The sequence below is a fragment of the Rhizobium sp. NZLR1 genome (assembly GCF_017357385.1).
Lineage (GTDB): Bacteria > Pseudomonadota > Alphaproteobacteria > Rhizobiales > Rhizobiaceae > Rhizobium.
The window spans coordinates 83,995-101,466 of record NZ_CP071635.1; the positions used below are offsets into that span (position 1 = coordinate 83,995).

The 17,472-nt window shown below is 57.5% G+C and carries 13 protein-coding genes and 8 pseudogenes; 8 read left to right on the forward strand and 13 right to left on the reverse strand.

Features of this window, described 5'->3' with window-relative positions; genetic code table 11:
* Positions 1–185 precede the first annotated feature (185 nt).
* The 6 genes and pseudogenes from nifN to J3O30_RS29435 form a co-directional block, all read right to left on the reverse strand.
* Positions 186–1,535 carry a nitrogenase iron-molybdenum cofactor biosynthesis protein NifN gene (gene nifN / locus J3O30_RS29410; protein ID WP_207585699.1) on the reverse strand — a complete coding sequence of 450 codons (1,350 nt, stop codon included), beginning with the start codon at positions 1,533–1,535 and terminating at the stop codon, positions 186–188.
* Positions 1,536–1,608: 73 nt separating this feature from the next.
* Positions 1,609–3,006, reverse strand: a complete 1,398-nt coding sequence (nifE, locus tag J3O30_RS29415) for a nitrogenase iron-molybdenum cofactor biosynthesis protein NifE (RefSeq protein WP_131624543.1) — start codon at positions 3,004–3,006, stop codon at positions 1,609–1,611.
* 53 nt (positions 3,007–3,059) lie between these two features.
* Positions 3,060–4,601 carry a nitrogenase molybdenum-iron protein subunit beta gene (gene nifK / locus J3O30_RS29420; RefSeq protein ID WP_077987958.1) on the reverse strand — a complete coding sequence of 514 codons (1,542 nt, stop codon included), beginning with the start codon at positions 4,599–4,601 and terminating at the stop codon, positions 3,060–3,062.
* A 97-nt stretch (positions 4,602–4,698) separates the two neighbouring features.
* Positions 4,699–6,195, reverse strand: coding sequence for a nitrogenase molybdenum-iron protein alpha chain (gene nifD / locus J3O30_RS29425; protein WP_077987957.1), 1,497 nt, complete (start codon positions 6,193–6,195; stop codon positions 4,699–4,701).
* Positions 6,196–6,311: 116 nt separating this feature from the next.
* Positions 6,312–7,190 (reverse strand): nitrogenase iron protein, encoded by an 879-nt coding sequence (nifH, locus tag J3O30_RS29430; RefSeq protein WP_028756151.1) that lies wholly within the window; start codon positions 7,188–7,190, stop codon positions 6,312–6,314.
* Between the two features lie 352 nt (positions 7,191–7,542).
* Positions 7,543–7,689: pseudogene (locus J3O30_RS29435) on the reverse strand (transposase); the annotation flags it as partial.
* Positions 7,690–7,954: 265 nt separating this feature from the next.
* Between J3O30_RS29435 and J3O30_RS33480 the strand changes: the two are divergent.
* The 3 genes and pseudogenes from J3O30_RS33480 to J3O30_RS29445 all read left to right on the forward strand — a co-directional run.
* Positions 7,955–8,128: pseudogene (locus J3O30_RS33480) on the forward strand (plasmid partitioning protein RepA); the annotation flags it as partial.
* An 886-nt stretch (positions 8,129–9,014) separates the two neighbouring features.
* Positions 9,015–10,187, forward strand: a pseudogene (locus J3O30_RS29440) (cytochrome P450).
* A 358-nt stretch (positions 10,188–10,545) separates the two neighbouring features.
* Positions 10,546–10,875, forward strand: a complete 330-nt coding sequence (locus J3O30_RS29445) for a hypothetical protein (protein WP_131624541.1) — start codon at positions 10,546–10,548, stop codon at positions 10,873–10,875.
* A 55-nt stretch (positions 10,876–10,930) separates the two neighbouring features.
* Here J3O30_RS29445 and J3O30_RS29450 read toward each other — a convergent pair whose 3' ends face one another.
* Positions 10,931–11,074: a hypothetical protein gene (locus J3O30_RS29450; protein WP_158081445.1), complete on the reverse strand. Its 144-nt coding sequence runs from the start codon at positions 11,072–11,074 to the stop codon at positions 10,931–10,933.
* 59 nt (positions 11,075–11,133) lie between these two features.
* Between J3O30_RS29450 and J3O30_RS29455 the strand changes: the two are divergent.
* Positions 11,134–11,278 (forward strand): annotated as a pseudogene (locus tag J3O30_RS29455) (DUF6516 family protein); the annotation flags it as partial.
* Positions 11,275–11,634 carry a hypothetical protein gene (locus J3O30_RS29460; RefSeq protein ID WP_028756149.1) on the forward strand — a complete coding sequence of 120 codons (360 nt, stop codon included), beginning with the start codon at positions 11,275–11,277 and terminating at the stop codon, positions 11,632–11,634. The pseudogene J3O30_RS29455 and the gene J3O30_RS29460, both read left to right, overlap by 4 nt.
* A 12-nt stretch (positions 11,635–11,646) precedes the next feature.
* Here the strand turns inward: J3O30_RS29460 and J3O30_RS29465 are convergent, their stop codons facing one another.
* Positions 11,647–11,853 carry a WGR domain-containing protein gene (locus J3O30_RS29465; protein WP_049810885.1) on the reverse strand — a complete coding sequence of 69 codons (207 nt, stop codon included), beginning with the start codon at positions 11,851–11,853 and terminating at the stop codon, positions 11,647–11,649.
* 99 nt (positions 11,854–11,952) lie between these two features.
* Between J3O30_RS29465 and J3O30_RS29470 the strand changes: the two are divergent.
* Both J3O30_RS29470 and J3O30_RS29475 read left to right on the forward strand, forming a co-directional pair.
* Positions 11,953–12,078 (forward strand): annotated as a pseudogene (locus J3O30_RS29470) (alcohol dehydrogenase); the annotation flags it as partial.
* A gap of 45 nt (positions 12,079–12,123) precedes the next feature.
* A complete protein-coding gene (locus tag J3O30_RS29475) occupies positions 12,124–12,786 on the forward strand; it encodes a poly(R)-hydroxyalkanoic acid synthase subunit PhaE (protein ID WP_049810884.1) in 663 nt (220 codons plus the stop codon).
* 49 nt (positions 12,787–12,835) lie between these two features.
* Here J3O30_RS29475 and J3O30_RS33485 read toward each other — a convergent pair.
* Both J3O30_RS33485 and J3O30_RS29480 read right to left on the reverse strand, forming a co-directional pair.
* Positions 12,836–13,127: pseudogene (locus J3O30_RS33485) on the reverse strand (IS3 family transposase); the annotation flags it as partial.
* Between the two features lie 51 nt (positions 13,128–13,178).
* Positions 13,179–13,400 (reverse strand): annotated as a pseudogene (locus tag J3O30_RS29480) (helix-turn-helix domain-containing protein); the annotation flags it as partial.
* A gap of 326 nt (positions 13,401–13,726) precedes the next feature.
* Here J3O30_RS29480 and J3O30_RS29485 point away from each other — a divergent pair.
* Positions 13,727–13,960, forward strand: a pseudogene (locus tag J3O30_RS29485) (aldehyde dehydrogenase family protein); the annotation flags it as partial.
* Between the two features lie 154 nt (positions 13,961–14,114).
* Here the strand turns inward: J3O30_RS29485 and J3O30_RS29490 are convergent.
* The 3 genes from J3O30_RS29490 to J3O30_RS29500 all read right to left on the reverse strand — a co-directional run bounded on the left by J3O30_RS29490 (position 14,115) and on the right by J3O30_RS29500 (position 17,459).
* Complete coding sequence (locus tag J3O30_RS29490; protein ID WP_028756147.1) at positions 14,115–15,290, reverse strand: homoserine O-acetyltransferase; 1,176 nt, start codon at positions 15,288–15,290, stop codon at positions 14,115–14,117.
* 166 nt (positions 15,291–15,456) lie between these two features.
* Positions 15,457–16,248: an N-acyl homoserine lactonase AttM gene (gene attM, locus J3O30_RS29495; RefSeq protein WP_028756146.1), complete on the reverse strand. Its 792-nt coding sequence runs from the start codon at positions 16,246–16,248 to the stop codon at positions 15,457–15,459.
* A 47-nt stretch (positions 16,249–16,295) separates the two neighbouring features.
* Positions 16,296–17,459, reverse strand: coding sequence for an iron-containing alcohol dehydrogenase (locus tag J3O30_RS29500; RefSeq protein WP_094231119.1), 1,164 nt, complete (start codon positions 17,457–17,459; stop codon positions 16,296–16,298).
* Positions 17,460–17,472: the final 13 nt, after the last annotated feature.

Below are 17,472 nucleotides of genomic sequence, written 5' to 3' on the forward strand. Positions count from 1 at the left end.
GGCTTCCACGAAGGTCCACGCGTCGCGTATCGCGTCGTAGTTGGTCAATCGTTTGGCCGATTCAAACTGCGCTTTCAGTCCTTTCATAGCTTGCGTGGCGATCGCGGTTCGCAAAGCGCCCAACTGCCGTTTCGGCCGCTGGTGATGGAATCTGCCATTGAACTGCGAGAGGCGACGAACTGATCTCATTTTTGCGATTCCCGCCTGTCGGTTGAGTCAAGTGGGCCAGGGGTTCGGGGGTGGTTAGTCTGAAGGATGTTCGCGAAGTCGAAGATCACGTCGCGGGTCCCTCGGTACAAGATTGTAAGCTTGTGCTGGCTGCCGAGGCGGTCGAACATGGGGAACCCCACCCGCATCAGCGGGACGCCGAGACGTCTGGCAGCTTCTCGGCCGTGCGAGTGTGTGACGATAAGATCGGCCGTTGCGGCGAGACTTTCCAGATCACTGAGATCGCCGACTTTGACGGTCTTCGCCGGTACCATCTCGAGCGCCTTCGAGGTGCCGGTCGTGGTGACCGCGGCCGCAATTTCCGCACCCATGGCAGTAAAAAAGTCGGAGAGCTGGAAGAGTTGATCGGGCTCGGAGGCGATTGCGATCTTCTTGCCAGCCATATGGGAATGTCCGTCGAGCATGGCATCCTGCAACTGCATTCGGTTGCGGCGGACATTGAGCGGTGTCTGTTTGCGTGACATAGCGGCAAGCACGCGAATAAAGCGATCGACGTTTTCTAGGCCCGTCAGCGATCTAAACAGCACGTACGGCACGCCGGTCAGTCTCTGCAGCGCTTCAGCCGGTCGGCGCATATGCTCACCGATTGCGATACACTGCATCGTCGCACCGAGATCGCGGATCTCCTTCAATTTGGTGCCGCCATACGTTGTCGGCATCCATTCTTCGGGGATGGAGCCGTCGAGCGCTCCGGATACGTCGGGCAGAATAACCGGGTCGAGCCCGAAGCTTACGGCCGTCTCGCGCAGATGTTCTATGTCAGCAACTGTTAAGTTCCAGCCAGGCAAGATCGCGATCTTCCTCGGATTGCGATACTGCTTGTCAGGTCGCGCTATTGCCTCGATCACGGCGGTAACAGCTTTGGACCACCCTTCCTCTATCGCGCCGTCAAAGTCCGGCGTGTTGGCGAGTACCACTTCGGTGCCCGCAAGTTCCATCGCCCGCTTGCGTTTGATGTTTTCGACGTCACCGGCGACATCCTCGTCGCGGGCCTCTACCGATGCGGTCGTGCATATCCCGATCAGTCGTGGCCGTGTGCGGGTTTTGAGGTTGAGAATTGCCTCTTCGAGACGATCCGCGCCGCCGACGATTATCGCGGCTTCGTTCATCGCCGTCGTTTGCAGCGGGATCGCTTCATTGAAATGCCTCACGAGCAGTGCGAGCGCGAAGCTCGTACATCCCTGGCTGCCATGGAGCAGCGGTATTGCGCCGTCGACGCCCAGAAAGGCGAAGGCAGCACCAAGCGGCTGAGACGACTTCAGGGGGTTGACCGCCGCCGACTTCGTTTGAGATACGACGCGTGCCATAGTACGACCTCAACATTTTTTGCGAGTGATCTCGCGGTTTTGGTTGCGCTTACACTTCTCTTTTCGCTCGTTTTTAAACGACCAAGGCCGGCTCCCATGGCGCCGGCTCGCGCACCTGCGGCCACATCGGATTGTGGATTGCCAGGTCAATTTGTCGAGCAAGTTGCACCATTCCCTCATAGCCAGCGTAAGCGTGATGACGCTCCTGGTTAATGTCGAGCCAGGGCAGTTTTGCCTTTAGCGCTATATACTGGGTGCGTCCGCCCGACAGCATGATGTCAGCCTTTCTCTCGAGCAGAAGCGAGAAAAGCTCGCGCGGCGACATCGACTCGAACAGGAGGTTCTCCTCCTTCAGGGTCTGTTTCACTCGCTCCCTATCTTCGAGCGTCGATTTCTTGACTGATGTGCCGACGATCTCCATGCCGATCTCCATCAAGGCATGGACGACGGACCAGGATTTCACGCCGCCTGTATTTAGAAGCACGCGCTTGCCCTCAAGGCGAGGTCGGTAGGCTTCCAGCCTCTTCCACACCTTTTCCTCTTCTTCCGCTACAAGGATTTCTGTGCGATGCAAAAGCGAGGGGTCAGCACCCTTCTTTACAAGCAGATCGGCGATCCGCCGGAGGGCCTCCGAGGTGCCCGAGATGCCATAGAAGGAGCCTTCGAAAAATGGAATGTCCCAGCGTTCCTGCATCTTACGTGCCAACGCAACGAACGCTGTCGAACACACCGTCATCGCTGCGCGCGAGCGGTGGGCGGAGGCGACTTGCAGATATCGCGCGTCTCCGGGAATACAGGCGCGGACGCGGATGCCGAGCTTATCCAAGAGCGGCTTCACCTGCCAGAACTCACCCGAGAGGTTAAATTCGCCGAGTATGTTGATGTCGCAAAGGCCTGGTTCATCGGGCTCCACGGTACCTATGACATGCTTGAGCAGCGCCTCGCCCGCTAGCTTGTTGCCGAGGTTTTTAGACCCGACAAAGCCTGGCGCATTGACCGGCACCACCGGTAAGGCAAATTCGTCCGTCGCTCGCTTGCAAACAACGTCGATGTCGTCACCGATCATCGCCGTAACGCAGGTTGAATAGACGAAGATTGCTGCGGGCGCATACCCATCCTTGATTTCCCGGATCGCTTTAAAGAGCTTCCGTTCACTGTGTCCCATGACGATGTCGATTTCCGTAAGATCAGTCGTGAAGCTCGTGCGCCAAAGTGTTGGGCCTGACGAGGCAGCGCCACGGTTGTCCCAGGAATTTCCCTCGCAGGCGAGCGGCGCGTGAATAAGATGTGCGACATCCGTGATCGGCTGCAGTGCGACCTTGGCGCCGTCGAAAGCGCAACCGCCGACGGCCGTTCCCGGGGCCATTGGCCTCGCGCAATTCCTGAGGCGCGCCTTGGGACCCTTGCTGCCGCTCTTTTCACTCGCTAGCTCGTGGAAGGCATCTTTGTTTTTGGCGTTGAGCGAGGACATTCGTCTGCCTTCATATCTGGTTGAGAGATAGGCCGCCTGGCCGGCCGCCGCTTTTAGCGAGTGAGGTCGTACGAATAATCTGTCACACCCGCGTGCATTGTTTCGCGATCGAGGTTGTCGAAGATCTTGTCGAGGATCGCCGTTAAAAGACGCAGTCCGCCTTGGTAACCCATGAGGGGGAATCGATGATGATGGTGCCGGTCGAAAATTGGAAACATCAGCCGAACCAGTGGGGTACCGGTGTCCCGTTCGAGATACTTCCCATAAGAATTTCCGATCAGGAGATCCACCGGCTCGGTGAACAGTAGCGAGCGCAGTGCCCAGAGATCTTTGCCTGGCCAAACCTGTGCATTCTTCCCGAAGGGCGAGGATGCGAGGAGTTCCTTCATCTCGTCCTCCCAAGCTGAGGTGCCATTTGTGGCGAGGCAGTGGGTTGGCTCGCCGCCGGTCTCCATGATGAAGCGCGCCATCGCATAAACGAAATCTGGATCGCCGTAGATCGCGTATTTTTTTCCATACAGCCAAGCTTGGCTGTCCGCCATCGCATCGATGAGTCGGCCGCGCTCCAGACGGATCGCCTCGGGAATTTCTCTGCTGGAAATCTCCGATATCACCATCAGAAGTTCGTCGGTAGCTTCGACGCCGAGAGGGTAGTGGAAGGAGGTCGCCGCTTGTCCAACGTCTCTGCAGTAATCTAACGTCTTGCGAGTGTTGTAATATTGCAGGGACAATGTCCACTCCGCGTTCAACGCCGCCTTCACGTCATTGATTTTGGTCCCGCCGTCATACATCCGAAATTTGCCATCGGAAGGCGTATCGAACTGATCTGATGCGTCCTGGATGAACATGTAAGTCACTTGCATCAAGTCGAGCAGGCGTTTTAATTCGCGATTGTTCCCAACGCAGAAGCCATCAAATCCAGGAATGATGTTGATAGTAGCGGTGGCTTCATTTCGCGCGGTGCCCTTCCAGAAATTCTCCAGCACACCTTTTACCATGCTGTCATAGCCATCGACATGGCTGCCGACAAAGGCAGGTGTGTGGGCGAAGGGGACATCGAAATCGCGCGGGACCGAACCTTCACTTTTGGCGTTTTCGATAAAACCATGCAGGTCATCTCCGATGACCTCGGCCATACATGTGGTCGACACCGCGATCATCTTCGGGTTATAGAGCTTGTACGTGTTGGCGAGACCGTCGACCATATTCTTCAGGCCACCAAATACAGCGGCGTCTTCTGTCATCGATGACGAGACCACCGATGACGGCTCCTTGAAATGGCGCGATAGGTGCGATCTGTAGTAGGCAACGCAACCTTGGCTGCCATGGACGAACGACATCGTTCGCTCGAATCCCGCCGCTGCGAAAACCGCGCCGAGTGGCTGGCAGGCTTTGGCTGGATTGACGACAAGGGCTTGGCGGGCCAAGTTTTGCTCGCGGTATTCCCAGGTCTTCGTGAATTCGCGTTGGTCTGACACGACCTGATCAGGGTGTGGGCATTCGAAGTTCAACTTTTTCTCGGCTAACATCTGCCTGTATTCCGGCTCGCAGAATAGGGGCGCGTGGTCGAGAGTTTTCTCAGCTGATTGCGGCATAGAGTCACCTCTTTCGATCTGGCCGCGGCTCAAGGGCGGTCCAGAAACATGCGTCGCTTAAGCCGTTGCGCGTTTTTTACGCGCGAACGCTATGTTCTCACCCAGCAACCGCCGCCAAAGCGCGGTCATTTTTCCAGGGCGCGTCGTAGAGACGCCAAACTGGATTGTTGATCGCCATGTCCATATCCCGAGCGAAAATCGCGAAGCCGTCATAACCGTGATACGGACCAGAATAGTCCCAGGAGTGCATCTGACGGAATGGAATGCCCATTTTCTGCACCGGGTATTTTTCTTTAACGCCGGACCCGACGAGATCGGGCCGAATTCCCTCGATGAATTTCTCTAGTTCGTAGCTAGTCACGTCATCGTAGATCAACGTGCCTTCTTTTACGTAGTGGCCGGTGCGCTGATAGTCGTCGCCATGACCGAATTCGTAGCCGGTTCCTACGATTTCCATTCCGAGGTCCTCATAGGCGGTGATGACGTGACGAGGGCGCAATCCGCCGATGTAGAGCATCACCCGTTTGCCAGAAAGGCGCGGCCAATATTTGTCGACCACAGCCGAAACGAAGGGTCGGTATTTGGCGATGACTGTTTCCGTTCTATCTTCGATCTCCGGCCCGAAATGCTTGGCTATGTTGCGCAGCGAGGCTTCGATCTGGAATGGGCCAAAGAAATTATACTCCATCCAAGGAATGGCATATTTTTCCTCCATGTGTCTGGAGATGTAATTCATCGACCGATAGCAGTGAATGAGGTTGAGCGTAGCTCTCGGAGCGCGCTCCACTTCGGCGAGAGTTGCATCTCCCGACCAGTTGCCGACCACGCGCAATCCGATCTCTTCGAGCAGGATGCGCGACGCCCATGCATCGCCGCCAATGTTATAGTCGCCTATGACATTGACGTCGTAAGGACCCGGCTCGAATTTTAAGTCTTTCTTGTCGAAGACCCAATCTCGAATTGCGTCGTTGGCGATGTGGTGGCCAAGCGATTGCGACACACCACGGAAGCCTTCGCAGCGCACCGGCACGACGGTCGTCGTATGTTCTTTGGCCTTTTTTCGCGCTACGGCCTCAATGTCATCGCCAATCAGACCGATCGGACATTCGGACTGCAGGCTGATGCCATTGCTTAGCGGGAAAAGCTCAGCAATCTCGTCGATGACCTTTTCCAGTTTCTTGTCACCGCCGAAAACGATGTCCTTCTCCTGGAAATCGGAGGTAAATTGCATCGTCACGAAAGTGTCGATGCCTGTCAGACCGACGTAATAGTTGCGACGTTGCGACCAGGAGTATTGACCGCAGCCGACCGGCCCGTGTGAAATGTGAACCATATCCTTGATGGGTCCCCAGACGACGCCCTTTGAACCGGCATACGCGCATCCGCGGATCGTCATCACGCCAGGAACAGACTTGATGTTCGACTTTACCTCGCATTCGCTAATCGTGTTTGGGTCCTCGCCGGCGTCCTTTTCGCTCGTTGCCACGCTAAGGTGTTTACTGCGGCGCTTCGCTGCTTTGCCCGGATATTGCGACAGCACGTCTGCTATAAGCTTCGCGTGGAAGCCACTGTCATTGTCGTATTTGAGGCTCATTGACCCTACCCCTTAGAAAATCCGGATGAAGCCTCATTGGCGAAACCTCCCTCACGGGATGGCGAGCGCTTTGCGTGTCGCTGCACGCTCGTATCAGTGTGATCACTGGGCAGCTATCACTTCGCATCCCTGGCTTGAAGTTCGGCAAGCATCTGCTCATCGGTTTTCATGATCCCGAAATCGAGAAGCATGTCCTCAAGTTCTTCCATGGTGATGGGGGTCGGGATGGTGCCTTTGCCAGAATTGTCATGTATTCTTTGGGCAAGTGTCCGGTACTCGGCCGCTTGCTGAGAGTCCGGCGCATATTGGATTACCGTCATCTTTCTAAGCTCGGCATGTTGGACAATGTTGTCGCGTGGCACGAAATGGATGAGCTTAGAATTGAGTTTGGCAGCCAGCGCTTCGGCGAGGTCGATTTCGCGGTCGGTCTGACGCTCGTTGCAAATGAGCCCACCCAGGCGGACGCTGCCGCCTGCGGCATATTTTAGAATGCCCCTGGCGATATTGTTGGCGGCATAGAGGGCCATCATTTCGCCGGACATGACGATGTAGATTTCCTGAGCTTTGTTTTCACGGATCGGCATCGCGAAGCCGCCGCACACAACGTCACCGAGCACGTCATAAGACACGTAGTCGACATCGTTGTAGGCACCGTTCTCTTCGAGAAAGTTGATCGACGTGATAACGCCGCGTCCCGCGCAGCCGACGCCCGGCTCCGGGCCGCCAGACTCCACGCATTTGATACCTTTATAGCCGACCTTGAGCACGTCTTCGAGTTCAAGATCTTCAACCGAACCTCTCGTTGCTGCGAGATCAAGAACCGTATCCTGAGCCTTCGAGTTCAAGATCAGGCGCGTAGAATCAGCCTTAGGATCACAGCCGACGATGAGGATCTTCTGCCCATGGTCCACAAGGGCGGCTAACGTGTTTTGGGACGTAGTGGACTTGCCAATTCCGCCCTTTCCATAGAATGCGATCTGACGCAGAGCTGCCATGCTTGGCGTTCCTTCATGTGTTCGAAGCAAATGCGGTTATCCCGCAACGCGGATGCGGAGGCCGTTCCGCTGCCTCGCAATAGCTCTCAAGATTCGTGCCAGGCAGGCCGATTGAGCTGACCAACAATAATTAACTGCTGTTTCAGCTACCTGGACGGAAAATACGCGATTGGGCGAGGAAGAATGCTTGTCGCAAAGCCGACAAAAGTGACGACGATCGTAAATGGATGTCGAGAATTTCGGTTAATCGGGCCATCTGGAACTGCGACTTACGACCCATGCAGGAAGAAATTAAGGAGATCGCATTGTCCTCAATTTTGGTAGAGGGGGAGTCCCGATCGCCGATGTCTGTCGGCGGCAACATGCCGGCATACTTCTTCCTCCAATTGAAGTAGGTCGCCTGACTGATGCGTTGCGGCAGATCGCAGCAACAGACACCTTCATCACTTTGCTTCAGAATGAACGCCTTCTGCGCGTCCGAAAATTGCGATGCCTTCATCGTTGTTCCTTTCCCAGCCAGAAAATGCACCGGAAAACTTTAGCTAAAACTGGTCCAGTTTGAAGGGTTCAGATCGGCTGACGAACGCCCTGCTCCGATGGAGCCGGTAAGTTTGTTGGCGCGGCAAAGTGCTTGCTGGCTGCTGAGTGTTGACCAGCTCAGGCAACTGGGGTAAACGAAGACAGAATATATACGCCAATGAGAAGATAAACCGTCACGATGATATCTATGCTGCATATAGCCACTTTCCGGACATGACCTTGCATCGGGCAGCTATCGGCGTCAGTCGTCCATTGATGGGCTGGGGCCAACACCGGAGCCAGGGGCCGCAGGAAGATGCTCCTATTCGCTTCGACAGATCAACGAACTCCGTGCTTATCTCGCTTCGGCCCATCCGAAAGAGGCTTTGAAGTTTTGCCCGCAGAGCCTCGAGGGTGAATCGAGCCCGATACGGGAAGCGCGGCTCAAGAACCGATCGTTGTATGAGCTGTCAGGGGTAGCGGTAGGCCGATAAGCGATCGAATCGCTGACTTCCACCAATGCGGAGGTAATGGACATCGTATCCAAGGTTTTGGGCCGTCCCCCGATCTATATGTCACAGGCTTCGTGCTCCAGGACTGCAGGTAAGGCGAACTCCTAATCCAGGGGACTTAGCAGATGAGCTCACGCACGCAGCGCATACGCTTCATGCTCGCGGCCGCGAAGACCGATATCTGCAGAGTAACGTTTGGAGAGAAACCTGATGCGAATGCTGCTTAGAGACCCTTGCCTTCCACTCAACTCCACTTTCAAAGGAACATCGTCTTGACTGAATCCGATCGCTTTGTGTGGCAGAAACTTGGTTGCCATTTCAAGACCAATGATTTGGCAGTTCTCGTGAGCTCACGCCGACAGTTTACCGCACATCTCCTGGCAGATCTTCAAACCATTATCGAGGACCTAGTCGCACCTTGGTCCCCTGAGCTCTTGGGCTTCAGGCCCGCTCGTCTCACGCGAGGATGTTGAGGTGGTCTTTTCTCTCGCTGAAGCAGAGCGCAGCCCTTCGAGAGGCATGAGGAAACGGTAAGAAGACACATCGTAGAGCAAGACGATGAAGACGATTGCGGTTCCTGCTGACGCTTGCAAGACGTCCAGCGCGTCATGCCGGTACTTCCCCGCTGTTCGTGCGGTGGAATATCTGGCGCCGACAATCGCCGCGTAGGACGTCTTCTACATGCCGCTTTAAGTCATTGGCTGTCGGCAGCGCTTGCCGGTCACCTTCCGCCCTTTCATCGCATAGAGAGTGAAGTGCCATCAGGTCCGGACAACCCTTGCCGACGCTGCCGATGTGGCGCGTCAATCACATCGAGCCCTCGCCCGAGATGTTGGCGTTACGCGCCAACGGTCCGATCCACCGCGTGCGCTTCCCGTCCGGGCACGAAGGTTGGTGGGTAACAGGCTAAGAGGAAGCTAAGGCGGTACTGTCCGACTCGGCGTTCCGGCCCTCGGGAATGCCCCCGGCGGCATTCACCCCGGCTACGGTGATTCTCGGTTCGCCGGGGTGGCTGGGCTCGCACGAGGGCAGCGAGCATGCCCGGTTACGCACGATCGTGGCGCCGGCCTTTAGCAACCGCAGGGTGAAGCTGCTCGCGCAGCGAATCGAGGCGATCGCCGCGCAGTTGTTCGAGACGCTGGCGGCCCAGCCCCAGCCCGCCGACCTGCGGCACTACCTCTCCTTTCCGCTTCCGGCCATGGTCATCAGCGCGCTGATGGGCGTGCCCTACGAGGATCACGCCTTTTTCGCCGAGCTGTCCGATGAAGTGATGACGCACCAGCATGAAAGCGGCCCGCGTAGCGCGGCGCTCCTGGCCTGGGAAGAATTGCGCACCTACATTCGCGGCAAGATGCGAGGCAAGCGCCAGGATCCGGGCGACAACCTGCTGACGGATCTGCTCGCGGCGGTCGACCAGGGCAAGGCGACCGAGGAAGAGGCGATCGGCTTGGCCGCGGGCATACTAGTGGCGGGGCACGAGAGCACCGTCGCACAGATCGAATTAGGCCTGCTGGCCATGTTCCGCCATCCGCAACAGCGCGAACGCCTGGTCGGCGATCCATCCCTCGTGGACAAGGCAGTGGAGGAAATCCTGCGCATGTACCCGCCGGGCGCGGGCTGGGACGGCATCATGCGCTATCCGACGACCGACGTGACCATCGCGGGCGTGCATATTCCCGCGGAGAGCAAGGTGCTGGTCGGCCTGCCGGCGACGTCGTTCGATCCACGCCATTTCGACGACCCGGAAATCTTCGACATCGGACGCGCCGAAAAACCGCACCTGGCGTTCTCCTACGGGCCGCACTACTGCATCGGCGAGGCGCTTGCCAGGCTGGAACTCAAGGTGGTGTTCGGTTCGATCTTCCAGCGCTTCCCCACGCTGCGCTTGGCCGTGGCGTCTGGAGAACTGAAGTTGCGCAAGGAGATCATTACTGGCGGGTTCGAGGAGTTGCCGGTGCTCTGGTGATGCGCGGACACCACCGGGAATCGCGATCTTTCCGCAATTTGCCGGCGCACCTATATGGAGGCGTGCGGCCAAGCTGCTTTCGCGTTCTCCTGTTGCGGGGAGGGGTGGCCCGACCATCCCGACACCCGCGTCCCTTGGCCCACATGCCATGTGAAGGCGGGAACATGGTGCAAGCGTCCGTCCGGTCATCGCGCCGCCGAGCTTCATATCGAGCACGCCGCCATTGCGGCCGGCGCGGCGCAGCTATTCCCTCGATCTGCAGGACATTCAACATGGGTGATAAGAGCGTAGAGGACTCCCATCGGCGGCACGGAACCGAAAACGAGCCTGACCGCCCCGCCTTGAGCGCGGACGGTCAATGCGTGCCGACTATCGGAAGGCGCAACATCAACGACGGCTTGCCGGGATACAGCCCGGCCTATTCGGCGGTCCTGCGATCGAGCATCGCTATCGGAACGCGCCGCACCCTTTGCAAGACGGCTGGATGCCTGACTACGAGATCGAGCGGTTTCAAGACCTGACGCCTGAGCAGCAGGCGCAGCGTCCTGCCGCCGATCCGCAAACGCCGTGGACGCACCACCATCAACGGCTGCGAAACATGGCGGGAACGGGATGGCTCGATGTTCACGACCACCCGCGACCGCCTCACGCGCAAGCGCATCATGCCGCTCTTTCGAAGCGCTCATAGGAGGATCGCCCAAGCCGACATTGCGAAACGTGCGCATCGATCTTGACCCCGTGGACTAGGCCACCATTACCGCCGCGTTGGTCTTCTGGCGCGATGCGAAAACCCGCCCGGACGAGTTGGAACATCTGTCATGCGGGTTGGCGAATTCGCCGCCCTCGATGCGCAGGGTATCGACAAGCTCGCCGCCGCGATCAACCAACGGCGACCTTCCCGGTGATGACGCGTGGAATTGACGGGGATGATCGAGGATCAGGAGAGGAGGGCGAGTGCGTCATGCGTTATGACAATGAGCGCGGCAAGGGCGATCATCGCCATCTGTGATATCGAGGAACCGATGGAATTCACAACGCTGGAAGCATTGTTCGATGCATTTCAGGCGGACATGGAAAGGATACTCGCATGAGGACGCTCGTCATCAGACTAAGCTCGATTGCCGATGCCAAGGCCCGCTTCGTGAATGCGGGGCAAAAGGCATTGGAAGGCGTCGTCGTTCCTGCTACGCCGTCGGTGAATTTTCCAAGCTACGACGACATGCACAGGGTGCTTGCGCCGCCGCGGCTTGCGATCGTGAAGGCGATGGCAGGGCAGGGGCCGCTGGCGATACGGGAAGTCGCCCGACGTGTCGGCCGGGACGTGCAGGCCGTCCATAAGGATGTGACGACGCTTGTCAACGCGGGTGTCCTGGACCGGACCGACGCCGGCGTCGAATTCCCCTATGACCAGCTTCATTTCGAGTTCGATGTGAACGCGGCCGCCTGATCCGGTAGCCAATCAGGCCATCGTTTTCTGGCCGCACTGGGTTTCGGTTTGTATCCGTGCGACCGCCTCTTCCTCCCGAGGGAAATGGTAGACTTCCCTCTTGGCACCAGAGCCGATGCGCCCCCAGCGCCGCGTCAAGCAGACCTCCCCAAATAACGTCGGCTCGATTGACATAGCGTAAAATCGGGCCATGTTTTTCGAAGCGTCGAAGGTATGCATCCGGTGAAGGCCGCAGGTTAGGCTGCTTGAGCGTTCAGTCCTTGTGGCTGCCAATTCAGCAAACAAATGAAAAACTGCTGTGCAAGCTCCGGCCTGCGGGCGGAGGATGCGATGAAACAGCAGAAGCGCATCCTGGTCAACAATCCGCGCAAGCTCGACTACGACCAGGCCTGGGCGATCTATGCCAGCGCGCTTGCGGGCCGCGGCCCGGCCGCAGGCGAGTGAGCCGGCCATCCCCCGAGCTCGGACGACCAACCGGAATTCTCGCAGATGCTGCTGCGCATGTCGGAAATGTGGCGCAGCAACATGGAGCAGTCAGGGGAGGTTGGAAAATTGTGGTTCAACTCGATGATGCCCTTTTTCACCACGCGCGCGGCTGACAGCAGCTTGTTTGCCGCCGCGCAGGGCAGCGAGATCTCAAAAACCATCAAGCACATGGTGGAAAGCCCGCGCCTTGCCGACATGTGGAACCTCGACCGACAGGTCTACGCGCTGATGGCGGCCTGGATGGACGTGGGCCAACGCATGGCGACCTATCACGCCATCGCCACCGTGCCGTGGAGCAAGGCCTATGAACGCTACAGCGCGACGCTCGCCGACACGAAGGAAGGAGACGCCAAGGATTTCGGCTGGCGCAAGGCCTTCGACAAATGGAGGGACATTGCCAACGAGGAACTGATCAGCAACCTGCGCTCTAAGGATTTCCTCGCCGCGCAGCGCGAATTGCTGCTCGCCGGGCTGGACCTGCGCACCTGCCAGCAGCAAATGACCGACAGCGTCGCCAAGCTGTTGGGCGTTCCGAGCCAGCACGACTTCGACGAGCTGACGCGGCAGTTCACGGAACTCAGGCGGGAGCTGCGCGCCAGCCTCAGGGCACAGCGCGATGCGGCCGAAGGTGCACGCGGTGTCGCCACACAACCAGGAAAGGGATGAGCCATGACCGAACCCCGCGAAACCGCACATGCAAGCAACGATAGTCTTACCGCACACTCGTCTCGCAGATCGCACGAATACGACGTCCGGACCGGCCTGATCGGCCTGGAGAGAGGTGTAGTGGTAGGTGGTCCGATCGAAGTTCAACGGCCCACAGGCACGCCGGATCGAGACCATCTAATCCCGGCACATGTCCTTCACCCCTCCCGCTTCCGAGCAGGCCCTGGGCGTTTCGGCGAATGGACCTCCCGCAACATATTGAGCTCCAGCGTCTGCTCTGCGACAATCCGTTTCAACCGGGCGATTTCGTCTTCGAGCTGCTTCCGCTTCTTCACCTCCGGAATGGCATCACTCGCGTCCCGAGGCGTGCCCGCTTCTGGCGAAGACTTCCTGAGATCTTCGCGGATCCCCGCGATGGTGAGTCGTCTGTCTTTTCTAAGCGATGCGATACGCTTTAACCGCGTAACGTGGTCAGCGTCGTACCGCCGGTGGCCCTTTTCCGAGCGATCCGGTACGATGAGACCCTCCTTCTCCCAAAGCCGAAGTGTCGATGCAGAAACTCCCGCTAGACGTGCAGCTTCCGCAACGCGATAGATTTTCTTTTTGTGGTCCATCTCGGCACTTTCGTTCAGCCGCAATTTTGCCGGTTAGAAATACGCTCGATCCAAGGAAGCGTCTTGAACGCTGCATTGTTTGCAAAACGCGTTCGCACAGGGAAAGACACGGGCACATTTGGAGAAAAATACCCGTGGCAGATCGAAATCAGTGTGGGATTTCATAGCCATGTGTTCGATCACTCGCAACAGCGACGCTGGCGAATTTATCAGACAGGTCAGCGAGAAGGCGCCTTTCAAGGGCTGATCCTGCTCACCTGCGGCGTTGGGCCACATCATCCGCTTCCTCGCACCGATCACTACCGAGGAAAAATGCTTTCGGCACATCGCTCGCATTGCTTGCAGAGCGCGCAGGCCTGTCGACTGGTATCTTCATGTTCGTGCTCTCCGAGGATTCCCATTTATCGGCACGAAATTCACGGAGAACGAGAAGGTGCGCAAGCTCACCTTCACCGGCGCGAGCAATGTCGGCAAGATCCTGATGCTCCAGGGCGCCAACGAGATCATGAAACGCGGCGCCGAGCTTGGTGGCAACGCCGCTTATCGTTTTCGATGACGCCTCGCGGCGAGTAGGAGCATAGCGGACCGCCTCGGCTGTCTTGGACTTGCCGGAGGCCACTAGTTTCTGTTTATGGACTCCGAGCACGTGTGTGTGGCCAAACACCGCCAGTCCCTGCTGGCTCGCCTTAAGCAAAAGGGAGGGCCAGCCCGCTCCTATTTGGCCTCAAGGAATGCTCGAATTCGCTCTCCCGCCTGAGCAATGCTCAACACGCCATCCATGTGCCCTCGCGTGCCTTCCAGTTCGACGAATTCGACCGGCGTACCGTCGGATTTAATAATCGTTCCTGTCTCCCGCACTGCATTTCCAGGAAAAATCAGGTCTTCGTCGGTATAGATCAGCATCACGGGCACATCGATATTCAGAAGCCCTTTGTAGAGGCAGTCTTTGGGCTGTCCAGCGACGAACAGCTGATTGGCGCGCGCGAGATAAAGGAAATGGTTCGCATCTGACTGGGCTACTCGTGCTGCGCCCGCCTCGTTCAGCTTCGTGACAACCCTATAATCATTCGCCCAACTCTGCCCGGGATCCGCACCTTCGCTGGCCCAGTCACGCCCAAATGTACCGTCGGTCCATTCTGCCGAATTTGCCTGCAGTGTTAAAGTCTTCATCGCTTGAGCCAGCCCTGCATTCGGCGCCTGGCCTGTGTAATAATCTCCACCGTTCCAGTTTGGATCCAGTTTGATCGGCGACGCCCAGACGTCCAGCCACGCGATAAGGTTCGCGTCTGCCCAACCAGAGGAAATGACCGGAATCACCCGCTCCAACTTGTCGGGATAGCGTGCTGCCCATTCATAGCTTTGCAGCCCTCCCATGGAGGCGCCCATGACAGCATGCCATTTCCCGATCCCCAGTTGCTCCATCAGCCCTTTCTGCGTATCAACGAAATCGCCGATTGTCATGATCGGGAAATCCATACCCCAAGGCTTTCCTGTTTTGGGATTGATCGTCGCCGGTCCGGTGGTGATGACGTTCGGATCGTTGGCACCGAGATTGACCGGTGTGTCTACCGACACGACAAAGTATTTTTCCGTATCGATGGGCTTGCCGGACCCGATGATCGCATCCCAATAGCCGGCGCTTACATCCGCCTCCTTATATTTTCCCGCTGCGTGACTGCTTCCACTGAAATAATGCGGAATCAGGATGGCATTATCTTTGGCGTCGTTCAGCGTGCCATAGGTTTCATACCCCAGCCGCATTTCGGGAACCGTCCTGCCTCCACGTGTCACGAAGTTCTTCAGGGTAAATTCCCGCTTCTCAACTAAAGGCTCGTACGCCAATGCCGGGCCGGCCATCATGGCGACAGTGATAAGTATTTTCAGGCGCATTTACTTCTCCTTGGTCGGTTACCAACGAAACAAAGTGGTGGCCTCAGCCTTCCAAAGCCGTATCCTAGTCACTGGATTTCACATTGATCCAGGTCAAAACTTCTGAGCTTATAAGGGGCTTATTCGCCCCTGTAGGATCATGTCGCGGCCAGACCGCGGCGACTTCTCAAGAGTAATACTCTGGTGCCTTCTTGAAGGTCGACCACGCATCCGGGTCGTGACCGGTGACGACGTTTGCCCCCGTCCTCTCCGCGATTGTGCGCAGCTTCTGTACAGAGCGAACAGTATCCACCGTCGATGCGAGGAAGCCGGGCAGCGCCTTTTCTTCCCAATGGTCGAGTGTGTAGGCGGCATCGATCGTCAGAAGCAGCGGCTCGCTGCTGGGAAGGCGGACGAGAAAGGATTGATGGCCCATCGCATGGCCAGGACTGAAGATCGTCGTCAGCGTTCCGTCGCCATAAACATCATAAAAATCGTCTTGAGTGCCGTTCAAAAACTGCCATTTCAGACCCGGGCGATCGAAATCCTTGCGGATATAGCCGCCATCGGCAAACCAGTCGGGCGTGAAGGCGTATTCATATTCGGCCCTCTGCACGATATGCGTGGCATTCGGAAAGCGGCCGATCGCGCCGGTATGGTCGAGATGCAGGTGGGACTGCACGACATATTTAACATCCGCCGGATCAAAGCCGAGAGCTTTGACCTGATCGACGCATCCTTTGTCCTTGTCAAGCACCGGCCAGTACACGTCGCAAATACCGCCCCAGTGGCCGCGCGGGTCCGTCGCGACTTCAATGGCGACTCCACCGTCGATGATTGTGTGACCGTCGGGATGGGTGATCAGGTAAAAAGGAACCGGGATTTCGTAATCCGCACCATTTCCCTGATTCATTTTGATGTTGTGCACTTTGCATTTCAGGGTGCCGGACTGAAGCATGTAAAGTCGGATATCCGTCACGTTGGACCTCCCGTGTTGATATGAACGGCGAATTTCTGCGGAAATCTTCAGAAGGCTTCCCGATACAGCGCCAGCGCATCCTCTTCCCGAACCTCGACCGGATTGTTGACGAGCAGGCGCCCCTGGTTTTTTATCGCATCCGTAGCCAGCATGGCGAGGCTGTTGTCGGTTACCCCGACATCGCGGAGCCGGCGCGGCGCGCCGCTTTTATCCATCAGCACCTGCATATGGGTAACGAAGTCCTCGGAACGGGCCGCAGTGTCGCCGCTTCCCTTGACCCCAAGCACATCGGCGAGCTCGGCGTAAAGCGGGGCAGCCGCCTGTGCATTGTAACGAAGGACTGGGCCGAGCATCAGAGCGTTCGAAAGACCATGCGTAATGTGATAATGTCCACCCAGCGGATAGGCCAACGCGTGGACCGCAGCCACCGGGGAATTGGAGAAAGCCTGGCCCGCAAGCATTGCACCGAGAAGCATGCCTTCGCGAGCATCCCGGTTTGTCGGCTCCTTGCAGCCAGCGATTAGATTGGTGCCGAGAAGCCGCAACGCCTCACGCGCAAGCGCGTCCGAAAGCGGGTTTTTTTTATGCTTACTTGTATAGGCTTCGATGGCATGCACCATCGCATCGATGCCGCTTGCTGCGGTGTGAGCCTGCGGCAAACCAACGGTCAATTCCGCATCCAGGAGCACGAAATCCGCATAGAGTTGCGCCGACACGACTCCCATCTTGGTCGTCTCGCCGGTGGTGATGATGGAAATGTTGGTGACTTCGGAACCGGTGCCCGCAGTTGTCGGAACGAGAACCAGTGGAACACGCCCCCCCTGAACTTTGCCGATGCCATACATTTCGGCGAGCGGTTGTGCCGACGAGAGCAGCACCGCCGCGAGCTTTGCTATGTCCAAGGACGAGCCACCACCGAGACCAATGACAATATCGGCTGCGACTTGCCGCGCCTCCTCGACACAACCATACAAAACACTTTCCGGTGGATCTGGCACAACCCTATCGAAAATCGCCACGCTGAAGCCAGCCGCCTCCAGACTGGCGGCAATGGGCGCAATCAACCCAGCCTTCACAAGGCCCGCATCGGTGACCAAAAGCACCTTGCGCGCGGCAAAACGCGCAGCGATGATTTCACCTAATCGCTTAGCTCCGCCCCAGGCCATTTCAATGGATGGGACAGTTCGAAACTCGAACGGATTGATCGTCATTCAGTCCTCCCTT